Raw genomic sequence first — 14886 nt, forward strand, 5'->3', positions numbered from 1 at the left:
ATGTTGTCAAGTGGAGTTGTGACAGCAGCCTACATCGTTGCTGCTATCCTATTTATTTTCAGCCTTGCGGGGCTATCTCGCCATGAAAGTTCTCAACGAGGGAACACATACGGCATTATCGGTATGGGGATTGCCCTGATTGCAACCATCTTAGGACCTCATAGCGCGAATGTGGGTTGGATGATTGTGGCAATGGTGATCGGTGCCGTAATTGGTATTCGTTTAGCCAAAAAAGTTGAAATGACCGAAATGCCTGAGCTGGTTGCTATTTTGCACAGCTTTGTGGGTTTGGCAGCGGTACTTGTGGGCTTCAACAGCTTTATTGCAAGTGAAGGTCATGCCAGTAGCGTGATGGAAAATATTCATTTAACGGAAGTTTTCTTGGGCATTTTCATCGGTGCGGTCACGTTTACAGGCTCAATTGTGGCTTATGGCAAACTGTCAGGAAAAATGTCATCGAAGCCGATGATGCTACCAAATCGCCATAAGCTTAACCTTGCAGCCTTAGTCGTTTCATTTATTTTGCTGGTTATTTTCGTTAAAACTGACAGCGTTGGCTTACAAGTGTTTGTCATGTTGATCATGACCGCGATTGCATTAGCCTTCGGTTGGCATTTAGTTGCCTCTATCGGTGGTGCAGATATGCCAGTGGTTGTTTCCATGCTGAACTCATATTCAGGATGGGCAGCGGCAGCGGCAGGCTTCATGCTCAGTAATGACTTACTTATCGTGACAGGGGCCTTAGTTGGTTCATCGGGTGCTATCCTTTCTTATATCATGTGTAAAGCAATGAACCGTTCGTTTATCAGTGTTATTGCTGGCGGGTTTGGTACTGATGGTTCATCAACAGGTTCTGAAGAAGAGATGGGCGAATACCGCGAAACGACAGCGGAAGAAGTGGCTGAAATGTTGAAAAACTCCACTTCAGTGATCATCACTCCGGGCTATGGTCTGGCGGTAGCTCAGGCGCAGTATCCGGTGCATGATATTACGGCAAAACTGCGTGAACGTGGTATCAATGTTCGTTTCGGTATTCACCCAGTTGCAGGGCGCTTACCGGGGCACATGAACGTACTGTTAGCGGAAGCGAAAGTTCCTTATGACATCGTATTAGAAATGGATGAAATCAATGATGATTTCGCCGAAACAGATACGGTGCTGGTTATCGGCGCGAATGATACCGTGAACCCAGCGGCACAAGAAGATCCAAACAGCCCAATTGCGGGTATGCCTGTGTTAGAAGTTTGGAAAGCAAATAATGTCGTTGTGTTTAAGCGCTCAATGAATACAGGGTATGCAGGGGTACAAAACCCACTGTTCTTTAAAGAAAATACTCAAATGTTATTTGGTGATGCGAAAGCAAGCGTGGATGCAATTTTAAAAGCGCTGTAATTGCTTATCATTGACAATATAAAATAAAACGCCCTGAATTCAGGGCGTTTTTATATCTGAATATTTTGTTTTTTATTATTAATCGAATCATGAGTAATTAAGAATGGTCATTAAAAAGATAATAGAAAAAGCTCATAAATATTTCCATTTATGAGCCTCTAAATTTGATTGTTACTGCCAGTTTAACTAATCATCTGCGGCACTAATAGGGCAGACAAAACCATCAGGTTTAATCGCTAATAAATCGCATTTTAGCTTATCAATAACATGTTCAGCAGTATTACCTAAGAATGCAGCTGAAAGCCCAGTACGACCTAATATACCGAGTACCACGACACCTGCGTGTAACTCTTCACACATGTCAGGAATGATTTTTTCAGGTAACCCTTCACGAACATGGGTGTATTTCTCATCAATCGCAAATTTCTGCCGCAGGCTTTTCATGGCTATCAGATGCTGACCGCGTAGGGCATTGTTATACAAGCTTGGGTCAAAATCAGGCAGCTCAATGGCAATGTTCATTGGCGCAATCGGGTAAGCGCTAACTAAATGAATTTCCTGCTCTTTAATAACCCGTCGCGCGAGATCTTGGGTTTTCTCAACCAATTTGATATTTAGGTCATCATGGTAAGATTCTTCATTAGAAAGATTCACTGCAACCACAACAGAACCGTGATCTGGCCAAACTTTATCTTTTACCATCCAAACAGGACACGGGCATTTTCTTAATAAATGCCAGTCTAGCGGGGTAAAAATGATGGACTCTAAGTTGTCAGTTTGATGCGCCATTTTCAGTAGAAGGTCATGTTGACCGCTGATCACTTCCTGAATGATGGCTTCATAAGGCTTGTTGTGCCAAATGACTTTAATTTCTATCTCAATACCCGCTTCTAAATAAAAATGGGCTTGCTGTTTGATCCAAGCAGCTTTTTGGCTGATCACCCCTTTGCGCATCGCATTGCGTTCTTCAGGAGAAAGCAGGGTGGTCATGTCATAAGATAGGTCGTAGATAGGCAGGAAGGCTTTTATCCGTCCGCCATTACGCTGCACGATATAAACTGCACGCCTTAATGCCGGTTGATCATCCTGATTTGGGTCGATTGCTACTAAAAGATTTTTATAGTTAGCCATGCTGACATCCTCTCAATAAACGGATAGTTCCATCTCTCTAAACTATGTTATTGGGGATAAATACGCAAGAAATGTGATTAAAAAGTAACAACGGATCACAAAGTTTGTGACCCGTTTATAGGAATACTAGCAAGAAACAGGGGATACTTTACCAGCGATATCAGTCAGTTTCGCCATATCGTCGATGGTAATATATTTACCTTTAACGCTGAGCATACCGCTTTTTTGGAAGCGGCCTAACAGACGGCTAATTGTCTCAACGGTTAAGCCAAGGTAATTACCAATATCGCCACGAGTCATGGTGAGTCTGAATTCTCTTGGTGAGAAACCACGCTCAGCAAAACGATGAGATAGGTTAAGAATAAATGCAGCTAAACGCTCTTCCGCATTTTTCTTAGATAATAAGAGGATCATTTCTTGGTCCCCTTTAATTTCACCGCTCATCAGGCGCATAATTTGCTGGCGCAGGTTAGGCATTTTGCCAGATAAATCGTCCAGCGTTTCAAATGGAATTTCACAAACCATTGAAGTTTCTAGCGCTTGAGCAAAACTTGGGTGCTGTGTATGAATAATGGCATCAAAACCAACGAGGTCGCCCGCTAAGTGGAAACCGGTAATTTGCTCATCGCCTTCTTCAGTAATGGTGTAGCTTTTAATTGTGCCAGAGCGAATAGCGTATAAAGAACGTAATTCATCGCCGGCTTTAAATAAAGCTTGGCCTTTTTGAATAGGTTTTTTACGTTCGATAATATTATCGAGTTGATCCAGTTCGTGTTCATTCAGAGTAAAAGGAATACACAGCTGACTAATACTGCAATCCTGGCAATGAATAGCACAACCACCAGACTGGATGCGACGAACAACTCTTTTTTCTGGGATCATATTAAATGCTCAATCAGGTTAAAATTATTGATATGAGTCAATTTTAGCATAAGATAATTGATCAGGTAAGGGCTATATAAGACAGAAACGAGTTATTAAATAAAAAAGCAAAGAATGCTAAATTTACCAATCTAATAGATTCAGCAGATCATGCTAATTTACGGGATATTCGCAATTTCATGATTTGACATATATTAAATACATAAATTTAATATATAAAAAGAGGGACAAAAAACTTAATAAAAACACGTTTTATTTTACGTCATTTATTAGCATTAAATTAACACAAGAATAAACAGAAAAATATCATTTTTTCCTATTAACTTATAAAAAGAGGTCATAATGAATAACAATTTGATGTCGTTGCCCCCATTAATGACAGCTGTCGACATTATTGATCCAAGCGTTTCGGATGAACTGCAGCTAATAGAAATTCCGCTCCCTAAACTCCTTCCTGGTCATTTAATCGTTAAAGTGGAAGCCTCAGGTGTTAACCGTCCTGACATTTTCCAACGCAAAGGCTCATACCCACCACCGCCAGATGCTTCACCAATCATGGGACTTGAGGTATCAGGTACAGTTGTGGCTAAAGCTGATGATGTAACAACGTGGGCGATAGGCGACCGAATTTGTGCACTTGTAGCAGGTGGTGGTTACGCAGAGTACTGCTTAGTGCATCAGGATATTGCTTTGCCATTAGGAAATTTATCCTTTGAAGAAGGGGCTGCTATCCCAGAAAACCTTTTTACTGTTTGGGCGAATATGTTCCAGATTGGGCAGTTGAAAAAAGGGGAAACAGTACTTATTCATGGTGGTACCTCGGGTATTGGTAGTGTCGCCATCATGTTAGCAAAAGCCTTTGGTGCCACGGTGATAACGACGGTTGGCTCAGAAGATAAAGCGATAGCGGCGAAATCACTTGGTGCGGATTGTGTGATTAATTACCGAACAGACGATTTTGTTAAAGTGACTCAGGAGTATACAAATCATCATGGTGTGAATATGGTCGTCGATATTATTGGTGGAGACTATGTCAGTAAAAATTACGTAGTAGCCGCAAAATTTGGACGGATTATCCAAATTGGCATGATGAAAGGAAACCCAACTCAGCTGAACATGATGCCAATGATGGTAAAACGTTTAACCCACACTGGATCGACAATGCGCTCTCGAAGCAATGAAGAGAAAGCGCAAATCGCAAAAGAGCTGCATCAGCAAGTTTGGGGAATGTTACAGAATGGTAAGATAAAACCAATAATTAACAAAATATATACATTGTGTCAGGTGGAACGTGCACATCACCATATGGAGTCAGGGGATTTGATTGGTAAAATTATTTTAGTAAACAGGTAGCTACGACCTAACTATTTTTTAATCTTTATATAATTAGATAATAATTACGTAGGGTATTATTTGTTATTTATAACAAATAATTTACATTATCAAGTCTTTTGAGCGTAAATATCTCTTTACAGATGATTAATTTTTGAATTTTTGTGCCTGTCCACAAATCCGAACAAAATTAAGATGAGTTTGTTAATGTTTTAATGAAGATGGATTATATCTATAGACAAGTTGGCTCATTAACGGCTTGTCTACTACTGAATATAGGTTAAGGATATAAGTCTAGTCATATCATTAACAAGTTGTCATTCGACACAGACATCCCCCCGTTATTGCACTTTCCAATGATAATGAGTTGAGTAACTTAATGCAGCTGGTGCCAGCCAGCTGTAGTTTGAAGGTGTAGTGATAATGAATAATTTTAAAAATAAAAGCATGAACGTAGATGCATTGTTCCTCGGACCTAAATCTGAAAATGCGGTATTTTTCAGAGAAATGATGGAATATGCGGTGACTGAGCATATGCATTGGCGTTCTGGTTATCATCCTGAAGATCCCGATTTAATTACTACCGTCGATAGATATGCACCGGAATATCGGGATACGTTATATCGCACCGAAGGTATCCTTAATCAGCTTTCCTCAAAGTTAAAAACTACGTCAGTGCCTTGGTTTTCACCGCGTTACATGGGGCATATGAACGCGGATACTTTGATGATCTCCAATCTCGCGTATGTCATGGCTATGATGTACAACCCAAATAACTGCGCACAAGAATCTTCACCGACAACGACGGTATTAGAAATCGAAGCGGGGTTAGATTTATGCGGTATGTTTGGGTATGACGTGCAAAAATCTTGGGGGCACATTACCTCGGGTGGCACAGTAGCTAACTACGAAGGGTTATGGGTCGCGAGAAACATTAAAACCTTACCTTTAGCCATGGCATCCCACCCTCAAGCCAAACAACTCTTAACGGATGTTTCAGAAAACGCGTTACTGAATATGCGTACTAGTGATGTATTGGATCTGATTGATGAGTTGAAAAAGCAAGGGTTGTTTGAAGAAATTCGCAATCTGACCTGCCGAGGCACCGGTGTTGAACAAGGTAAACTCGGTAAATTGTTAGTGCCGCAATCCAAGCATTATTCGTGGATGAAAGCGATGGATATCTTAGGGTTAGGGCAGCAAAACATTGTTCAACTTCCCGTTGATAAACGTTATCGCACGGATGTTTCGCAAATGCGTGACATTGTTTTCTCATTGATTGAAAAAGGCGAGCCTATTCTTGCAGTGGTCGCTGTTGTAGGTACCACTGAAACAGGTGCTATTGATAACGTCGCTGAAGTCATTAAATTACGCGAGGAATGTGAGCAACGCTTTGGCGTTTCATTCTATGTGCATATTGATGCGGCGTATGCAGGTTATGCCTGCGCAATGTTCCGTGATGAAAACAACCAATTCCTTGAATATGATGCGCTTATTGCTCGTTACCATGACGAAGGTGTTTTCCCGCCAGATATCGTTTGGCCAAAGCCTGATGTTTATCAGAGTTTCCGAGCTTTAAACCAAGCTGACTCCATCACAGTCGATCCGCATAAAGTCGGTTTTATCCCTTATGCTGCTGGGGCGATTTGTATGAAGGACAAACGCATTGTCGATTTGATTTCCTATCATGCTGCCTATGTGTTTGAAGAAGTGAAAGAAAGTAGTCGTAAAACCGATAAACAACAGAATGTATTACTGGGTTCATCGATTATGGAAGGCTCAAAAGCTGGTGCGACGGCAGCGGCGGTATGGGCTGCACATCGGTTAGTTCCGCTGAACTTATTGGGGTATGGCAAAGTCATTGCGGCTGGGGTAACAACCGCCAATTGGATGATTGAAAAAATCAATGCCAGCGAGCCGTTTGTGATTGATGGGCGTGAGTTTACATTGGCAGCGATGCCTGCACCGGATTTCCACATGATCAACTTTATGTTCAGGGAAACGGGAAACACCTCACTAGAGAAACAAAACCAGTTAAATAAACGTTTGTATGAACTCTGCTCTTATGCAGCAGGACGCACTTATGCAAATGATTTTTTAACGTCGTCAACATCACTAACCCATGAAGAGTACGGTGATAATCCTCAGAATCTGTGTCTAGAGGCGAATTTCAAGGAAGAGGAATGGCACAAAGTCCATTCAATTTATGTATTAAGGGCCGCAATTATGACCCATTGCCTGCGCGATAAACAGCACTTCGATAACTACTGGAATGAATTAAGAAACATCTTTGAAGACAAACTACAACAGCTCATTGATGAAGAAAATAAACGTAATCATTCCATTCAAAAAGTTAGTGTTTAATTAATTTTGTTAGGATCTCAATATGAAAAATCGCACACTTGGTAGTGTTTTTATTGTTGCAGGTACTACGATCGGCGCTGGAATGTTGGCAATGCCAATTGCAGCGGGAAGTAATGGGTTTTCAGTCAGTTTGGTGATGTTGTTTGGTCTGTGGGCGCTAATGTGCTACACCGCGTTATTGCTGGTGGAAGTTTACCAGCATGAATCCCATGAAACAGGGATAGGTAGCGTTGCTCAGCGCTATTTAGGCTCGAGTGGGAAGTTCATCACGGGTTTTAGTATGATGTTTTTAATGTATGCCTTAACCGCCGCCTATGTGACGGGAGCAGGGCAAATCATTACCTCCAATCTGAAAGGTAGTTTTGCCATTGAAATGGCAGACTGGATGGGCATTGTCGTCTTTACCATCATTGGTGGTGGGGTTGTTTGCTTTGGTACCTCATCCGTCGATTTTATTAACCGCATCTTGTTTACTGCGAAAATCGTCTTTTTAGTGATCATTCTGGCAATGATGTTCCCGCATGTGGAACAGTTAAATTTACTATCAGCACCAACCGATAAAATTTTGATCCTCGCGGCTATCCCAGTCTTCTTTACCTCATTTGGTTTCCACGGAAGTGTGCCAAGTGTTGTGAAATATATGGGCGGTGATGTCAAAAAACTGCGAATTATCTTTGTGTTAGGAAGTGCGATTCCGCTAGTTGCTTACATTTTATGGCAAATCGCTACGCTGGGCAGTATTGGCATGAATACCTTTGTGGGTATTTTAGCTGAGAATTCTGGGTTAAATGGACTATTGGAAGCCATTAAAGCGGTTGCGCAGTCAGGTAAAACTGAATTCGTCGCGCAAATGTTTATGAGCCTTGCATTAGCCACATCATTCCTTGGGGTTGCGTTAGGCTTGTTTGACTTCTTAGCTGACTTGTTTAAGCGCCAAGATAATGCATCTGGGCGTATCCAAACCGGGCTGATTACCTTTTTACCTCCGCTTGTTTTCGCATTGTTTTACCCGAAAGGTTTCGTGATGGCGTTGGGTTATGCGGCAATCGCGCTGTCTATCTTAGCGTTATTACTGCCAAGTGCGATGGCTCTGAAATCTCGCCATGTTAACCCTCGCAAATACCAAGTACTTGGTGGTAAGCCAGCATTAGTGATTGTATTCCTGTGTGGTATCGCAGTTATCGGCATCCAGCTCGGTATTGTCTTCAAAGTTCTGCCGGATATTGGCTAACACTAACGAGTTATTGTTTTGATTTAGAAAGCCAGTTCTCTCGCAGAACTGGCTTTTTTCATTTACTTGGATCACTAAAAACACTTTTTGTACTCTAAGACGCTAATTTTCTCGCTATCATAATGATAATAGTTATCATTAGCACACAATGATAAAAACAGATATATCTAATTCTGGCATTATTCAGAAAACCGATTATGATATTAGATATATCGGTTTTTATTTTTTGCACATTTACTGAGAGACCAAATGGACAATCCAAAAACCCTCGATACATGTCTATGTGGGGGTAAAAGTGTTCGGCGCATGTTTAATCCAAAACAGCTGCGTATTTATATTTTGCATTTACTCGTAGATGGCGCGAATTATGGTTATGAACTGATAAAAAAAATCAGTGAGGAAACAGCTGGATTTTATTGCCCAAGCCCTGGCGTGATTTATCCGACACTGACATTACTGGAAGAACTGAATTTTATTTCAACCAGTAAAGAAACGGGTAAAGGGCGTAAATGCTTTGCTATCACGCCGGAAGGCCGCTGCTTTTTACTTTTGAAAGCGGACATTCTGGCTGAAGTTAAAATGAAGCTAAATTATGCGCAAGAGCTGAAAGCGGGTAACCAATTTGCCAATGAAATTGAGTTAGCGGTAGATAAATTCAAATCATTACTCCGGCATAAAATTGTATTACAGCAGTTATCAAAGCAAGAATCGGCTCAAGTGGTGGATATTATCAACCAAGCCGTAAAACGAATTGAGCAAGTGAATGAGGCGCTATTAGTTTCTGAAAATAACGTAGTCTCGGAAAATAATGCCGTTTTAGAGAAGAACGCAGTAGAAGGAAAATAACATGGCAAAAACCCGTCATATTATCCAAGTTAAAGAGCAAATTCATATGAAAGAGACCATGCAGCCAGAACAAGTGATGCAGCCGGAAGAAAATAAGCAAACTGAGCCAAAAGAAGAACAGGCAGATTCCGTGCCGAAGAGTAAGGTTAAATTTAAAGAGGTAGTTTGTCCTAGTGTGCCAATGTCATACTTTAAGCGAGCAAAAAAACAGAAATATTAAGTTAGATGTAACACAGGTGGCAAAACAGTTATTCATAAAATGAGAGTAAATAGGGTGATTGACCCCATTTCACCGATAAGGATTTGCGTTACTTTATTAATAATTATTTTGTCACGGTATTATTTTATCACGGTATTGTTTTGTTATTGAAGCAATGAAAAGCCCCTAGTGCACGTTGGCATCTAGGGGCTTTATTATTTTAGATCTCTAGCAAAGTTTGAATTCGCTTCATTTCCTCAATCCACTGTTGCTGAAGAAGAGGCTTCTGATGCGCAACTTTACGTTGTTTATCTGCTGCTAACTTTTCTTCCAGCTCCAACAGCTGCTCAAGTAGGTCATCTTCATGAGAATGAGGCATGACCCCTTGTGTATTTTCAGAAATTAAACGGGTTTGGCTCTCTTCCAACTCGTTCTCTGAGAAGGCGGATTGTTTCTCTATCTTCTGGTAAATTTCTTCCAGATCCAGATACTCTTCCAAGCGATTATTATGAATATACCAATAACGCTGGCAACTATTTTCAATTAACCATTTATCATGACTAACGACTAACAGCGCCCCTTCGAATTGGGAAATTTGCTCACTCAGCGCTTCCTTACCTTCAAGATCAAGGTGGTTTGTCGGTTCATCCAGCAAAATTAGCGCATATTGCGCCAAACTTAGCCCAATAAATAACAAACGCGCTCGTTCACCACCACTTAGCGTTGCCACTTTTTGCTGATGGCGAGAATAGGCAAATCCTGCACTGATCAGCGCCATTTTTCGCTGTTCATCGGTGATAGGGGCAAAATGCCGCAATGCATCGATTAAACTATCATGGTCATTCAACTGAGTTAATTGCTGATCGTAATAACCTACTGAAATCGTTGGATGGAACTTTAACTGTGTTTCATAACGCAGGTCAGCAAGGTATTGCTGCCAAATCAAACGCAGTAGCGTGGACTTTCCGCAGCCATTGGCACCCATAATGGCAATTCGGTCACCGCTTTTCACTTGCGAAAAGGGGACTGAAAACAGAAATTGTCCATCCGGCGTGGTGACTTGTGTATTATCTAACTCAAGTACTCGATCCGCAGGTATCGCTTTTCCATTCAGTAACAATTGCCATTGATAGCCTTCAGTGAGGTCTGTTTGATCCTCTTTTAAACGATCTATCTGTTTTTCCATTTGCTTCGCTTTTCGAGCAAGCCCTTCATTGTCATAAACTTTGCCCCAAATCGCTAACCGCTTGGCACTTGAAGCAATACGGTCAATTTCCTTTTGCTCGGCGTTAAAGCGATGCTCATCGGCGCGGTCGGTTTCTGCTAATGCTCGGCGTGCTTGGCTGCATGGAAGCCGATAAAAATGCAGAGTTTTATCTCGCAAAATCCACGTACTGTTTGTCACCTTATCCAACAAAGATTGGTCATGAGAAACCAACACAAAGCTACCTTTCCAACTTTGAAGGAAATTCCCTAACCAAATAAGGGTAGGTAAATCCAAATGGTTACTCGGTTCATCTAACAGCAATAAATCAGGCTGGCTGATTAACGCACGCCCTAACAGTAAACGCGTATGTTGACCGCCACTAATGGCATTTGCCGATTGCTCCCACTGATGAGGTGCAAACCCTAATTCCGTTAATAACACTTCTGCTCGCCAACGTTCAGAAACATGTTCTTGCGTGGGCAGTTTTTGCAGTAGCGCATCTATCAAGGTTAATGGGGCGACTTCCGCAGGAAGATGCTGCTCGATATACGCAGTCACACAATGATTGGAATAGGTAATTTGCCCGCTATTTGGCGATAACTGAGAGGTCAAAAGCTTCAATAAGGTACTTTTGCCGCTACCATTGTGACCAATCAAACCAATACGGTCACCTTGAAGTAAAGTGAAGCTGATATCAGACAGTAATGAGGTGGTGGAGGTATCGTAGTTTAATGATTTTACAGATAATAATGTGCTCATAGCTTACTCAATTTCTAGGCGTAAAAACGCCGGGTATCGTCGATACGACAACCCAGTAAGCTGAGAAAAGACTCTTTAGCTGCTTTGCTCAGGCAGGGTTATCGCAGTGTAACACTGTGAAAGCCTGAGCTCTGGCGATTACCAAAGAAGTGTGAGTATTCAATAAGATCACACAACAGCATAAGATTAGCCTCCTTTTTTATTTTCAATATTTCGGTTGAACAATGGGGTGGATGATAGCAAAGAAGGGGATTTTAGAGCAATAGACCCATTCATTCTGTTTATCTGTTGTTACGAATTATTGGTATAAATCATTCTTATAATGGCGTTGCTTTGATGAATAAAACTGCTGAGCGTTAGGGTTTAGCGCCATCGATGGTTAAAATTGAGCCTCAAACAACAAGAGAGATAATAATGGATATACAAATTAGAACGGCAACCCGTGAAGATGCCCCGCTGATTTTAGACATGATTATTGAGTTAGCCGTCTATGAAAAAGCGCGTCATGAAGTAAAAGCCAGTGTTGCTGATATTGAAAACTCATTGTTCGCACCAGACTCCAAAACCGAAGCGTTACTGTGTTACGTTGACGGTAAACCGGCGGGTTATGCCGTATTTTTTACCAGTTATTCAACATGGTTAGGCAATAATGGGATTTATTTAGAAGATTTGTACGTTTCACCCGAGTGCCGTGGCGCGGGGGCAGGAAAAAAACTCCTCAAGCACATTGCTCAATTGGCTTTTGAACGCCAGTGCCAGCGCTTAGAGTGGAGCGTATTAGATTGGAATCAGCCAGCCATTGATTTTTACCAAAGCATCGGTGCACAACCACAAGACGAATGGGTTCGATATCGCATGGATGCTGAAACAATTGCGAAGTTTGCCAATTAATTTGCTAGTAAAGCAATATTAACTGCTAAAAAAACATTAACGCTTAAATAATATTTTCATCACCATGTCAAAGCCAGCAAATAACGTTGCTGGCTTTATTGTTACTTTTTTATATTCCTATCTACACTTGAAACAATCTCTTTTTTCGAGAGGGTGACTTTTTTGTGATACATAACGATTTAACCTAAGCTAAATTCTGATAAAGTTATAATAAATAATAAGATAGCATCGCAAAATGGCTGTTATATAGACTTTGTCCGTTATAAAAATAATAAAACAATAAAATGTAGATGATATTTATTTCAAGAGAAAACAGTTTTGTAATGTGACTAATTAATTTAATTATCGACCAAAAACAACTGTGGTTCACTAATTTATTCAATGAATAGAGAAGGGATGGTATGAAAATAAATAAGCGCAAAGTATCGTTTTATCTTATTTTGGTTCTGGCAATTATAGCGGCCGGATATTATTACTGGAGCCAAAACTCGAGTAGTCTTCCAGAGGGTTTTGCACAAAGTAATGGCAGAATTGAAGCCACCGAGATAGATATAGCGACTAAAACAGCGGGGCGAATCGATACCATCCTTGTCAAAGAAGGGGACTTTGTCCAACAAGGGCAAGAACTCGCCCGTATGGATACCCGTGCCCTACAGGAACAACTCCATGAAGTACAAGCTCAGTTACGCCAAGCCATTAGTGCGGTTGCCACGGCAGAGTCAGGGTTAGTACAGCGCAAAAGTGAAAAGCTGGCGGCTCAGGCAGTTGTTCGTCAACGTGAAGCGGAGCTAGATGCTGCACAAAAACGGTTAAATCGTTCTCGCGTCCTAGTGAAAACTAAAGCCGTTTCTCAACAGCAAGTGGATGACGACACAGCACAAATGCAAGGTGCAAAGGCTGCGCTTGAAGCTTCAAAGGCTCAAGTTGCTGCATCCACCGCCGCCATTGACTCTGCACAAGCGGGTATCGTCCAAGCGAAAAACCGCGTAGAAGCTGCAACGGCAACAGAAAGACGCATCACGGCTGATTTAGAAGACAGTATTCTAAAAGCACCACGTAATGGACGCATTCAATATCGAGTGGCGGAGCCAGGTGAAGTCCTTGGTGCGGGTGGTCGCGTGCTGAACATGGTGGATTTAAGTGACGTGTATATGACCTTTTTCTTGCCAACAGAACAAGCTGGCAAGGTTGCTCTTGGAAGTGAAGTTCATATTATTCTCGATGCAGCCCCAAATATTGTGATCCCAGCCAAAACCTCATTCGTTGCCAGTGTTGCACAATTTACGCCTAAAACAGTGGAAACCCAAAATGAACGCTTGAAACTAATGTTCCGCGTTCGTGCACGTATTTCTCCTGAATTGCTGGAAAAACACCTTGAATATGTCAAAACAGGTTTGCCCGGAAAAGCATACGTTCGCTTAGATGCACAAGCCGCATGGCCAACTGATCTTGAGGTGAGATTACCACAATGATCGCTAACACAATGATCCATAAAACAAAGACCGATAAATTGATGGATGATGTGATTGTTGATTTACAGCATGTCAGCCAACATTACGGTGATAACTGTGCGTTGGATGACATCACTCTCGCAATTCCTGCTCGAAAAATGGTGGGGCTGATTGGTCCCGATGGCGTGGGCAAATCAAGCTTAATGTCACTGATTGCAGGCGCCCGTGTGATCCAGCAGGGGCAAGTCAATGTACTCAATGGGGACATGCATAACAGCGACCATCGTCGCAACGTTTGCCCTAAAATTGCTTACATGCCTCAAGGGTTAGGAAAAAACCTCTACCATACGCTTTCCGTGTACGAGAACGTGGATTTTTTCGGCAGATTATTTGGGCAATCCAATGAAGAGCGAGCGTATCGCATTCAGGATCTTCTTGAAAGTACAGGGCTAGCTCCCTTTAAAGACCGACCCGCAGGAAAGTTATCGGGAGGAATGAAGCAAAAGCTAGGGTTATGCTGTGCGTTAATTCATGACCCAGATTTATTAATTCTTGATGAACCGACAACGGGAGTTGACCCCTTATCTCGGGCACAGTTTTGGGATCTTATCGACCGCATTCGAGAACGCCAAACCAATATGAGCGTGCTGGTGGCAACGGCCTATATGGAAGAAGCGGAGCGATTTGATTGGTTGGTGGCGATGGATGATGGCAAGGTGATGGCAACTGGGCATGCTTCTGAATTAAAAGCCCAAACGGGTTGTAATGACCTCGAAGCGGCCTTTATCGCGTTATTACCCGAAGAAAAACGTGCTGGTCACCAAAAAGTGGTTATTCCTCCTCGAGATACACGAGGTGATGACGTTATCGCTATCGAAGCTCAGGATTTAACGATGCGTTTCGGTAACTTTGTGGCGGTGGATCATGTGAATTTTAAAATTCCGAAAGGGGAGATATTCGGCTTTTTAGGTTCCAACGGGTGTGGTAAATCCACCACCATGAAAATGTTAACAGGCTTATTGCAAGCCAGTGAAGGGCAAGCATGGCTCTTCGGGCAAGAGATTGATCCAAAAGATATTGAAACCCGCAAACGCGTGGGATACATGTCCCAAGCTTTCTCCTTGTACAGCGAATTAAGTGTTCAGCAAAACCTTGAATTACATGCCAAACTATTCCACATTCCCGAAGATAAAATTAACCA

General features: G+C 41.9%; 12 protein-coding genes. 9 read left to right on the forward strand and 3 right to left on the reverse strand.

Annotated elements, in window-relative coordinates; translation table 11 throughout:
- Positions 1-3: 3 nt before the first annotated feature.
- On the forward strand, positions 4-1392 hold the full coding sequence (pntB, locus tag GKR71_RS04760; RefSeq protein WP_036948336.1) for a Re/Si-specific NAD(P)(+) transhydrogenase subunit beta: 1389 nt from the start codon (positions 4-6) through the stop codon (positions 1390-1392).
- Between the two features lie 186 nt (positions 1393-1578).
- Here the strand turns inward: pntB and uspE are convergent, their stop codons facing one another.
- Both uspE and GKR71_RS04770 read right to left on the reverse strand, forming a co-directional pair.
- Positions 1579-2523 carry a universal stress protein UspE gene (uspE, locus tag GKR71_RS04765; protein WP_036948142.1) on the reverse strand — a complete coding sequence of 315 codons (945 nt, stop codon included), beginning with the start codon at positions 2521-2523 and terminating at the stop codon, positions 1579-1581.
- A gap of 126 nt (positions 2524-2649) precedes the next feature.
- Positions 2650-3405: an FNR family transcription factor gene (locus tag GKR71_RS04770; protein WP_006659880.1), complete on the reverse strand. Its 756-nt coding sequence runs from the start codon at positions 3403-3405 to the stop codon at positions 2650-2652.
- A 342-nt stretch (positions 3406-3747) separates the two neighbouring features.
- Between GKR71_RS04770 and GKR71_RS04775 the strand changes: the two genes are divergently transcribed.
- The 5 genes from GKR71_RS04775 to GKR71_RS04795 all read left to right on the forward strand — a co-directional run bounded on the left by GKR71_RS04775 (position 3748) and on the right by GKR71_RS04795 (position 9398).
- On the forward strand, positions 3748-4758 hold the full coding sequence (locus GKR71_RS04775; protein WP_195848376.1) for an NAD(P)H-quinone oxidoreductase: 1011 nt from the start codon (positions 3748-3750) through the stop codon (positions 4756-4758).
- Positions 4759-5160: 402 nt separating this feature from the next.
- Entirely contained in the window at positions 5161-7101 is a 1941-nt protein-coding gene (locus GKR71_RS04780; RefSeq protein ID WP_036948139.1) for a pyridoxal phosphate-dependent decarboxylase family protein, read from the forward strand.
- An 82-nt stretch (positions 7102-7183) separates the two neighbouring features.
- Positions 7184-8332, forward strand: a complete 1149-nt coding sequence (gene tyrP / locus GKR71_RS04785; RefSeq protein WP_230085024.1) for a tyrosine transporter TyrP — start codon at positions 7184-7186, stop codon at positions 8330-8332.
- Between the two features lie 306 nt (positions 8333-8638).
- Positions 8639-9178 carry a PadR family transcriptional regulator gene (locus GKR71_RS04790; protein WP_230082446.1) on the forward strand — a complete coding sequence of 180 codons (540 nt, stop codon included), beginning with the start codon at positions 8639-8641 and terminating at the stop codon, positions 9176-9178.
- A 1-nt stretch (position 9179) separates the two neighbouring features.
- Positions 9180-9398, forward strand: coding sequence for a hypothetical protein (locus GKR71_RS04795; protein WP_036948133.1), 219 nt, complete (start codon positions 9180-9182; stop codon positions 9396-9398).
- Positions 9399-9597: 199 nt separating this feature from the next.
- On the opposite strand, the gene GKR71_RS04800 is transcribed toward GKR71_RS04795, so the two are convergent.
- Positions 9598-11343 (reverse strand): ABC-F family ATP-binding cassette domain-containing protein, encoded by a 1746-nt coding sequence (locus tag GKR71_RS04800; RefSeq protein WP_036948130.1) that lies wholly within the window; start codon positions 11341-11343, stop codon positions 9598-9600.
- 414 nt (positions 11344-11757) lie between these two features.
- Between GKR71_RS04800 and GKR71_RS04805 the strand changes: the two genes are divergently transcribed.
- From GKR71_RS04805 to GKR71_RS04815, 3 genes are all read left to right on the forward strand, one after another.
- Positions 11758-12234: a GNAT family N-acetyltransferase gene (locus GKR71_RS04805; RefSeq protein ID WP_036948127.1), complete on the forward strand. Its 477-nt coding sequence runs from the start codon at positions 11758-11760 to the stop codon at positions 12232-12234.
- Positions 12235-12635: 401 nt separating this feature from the next.
- On the forward strand, positions 12636-13706 hold the full coding sequence (locus GKR71_RS04810; protein ID WP_108478161.1) for an HlyD family secretion protein: 1071 nt from the start codon (positions 12636-12638) through the stop codon (positions 13704-13706).
- 11 nt (positions 13707-13717) lie between these two features.
- Positions 13718-14886: ATP-binding cassette domain-containing protein (locus GKR71_RS04815; protein ID WP_154633998.1), on the forward strand; the 1169-nt coding region annotated here is incomplete at its 3' end.

Origin of the sequence: Providencia sp. wls1922, from assembly GCF_009706505.1 — a bacterium.
Taxonomy (GTDB): Bacteria; Pseudomonadota; Gammaproteobacteria; order Enterobacterales; family Enterobacteriaceae; genus Providencia; species Providencia lanzhouensis.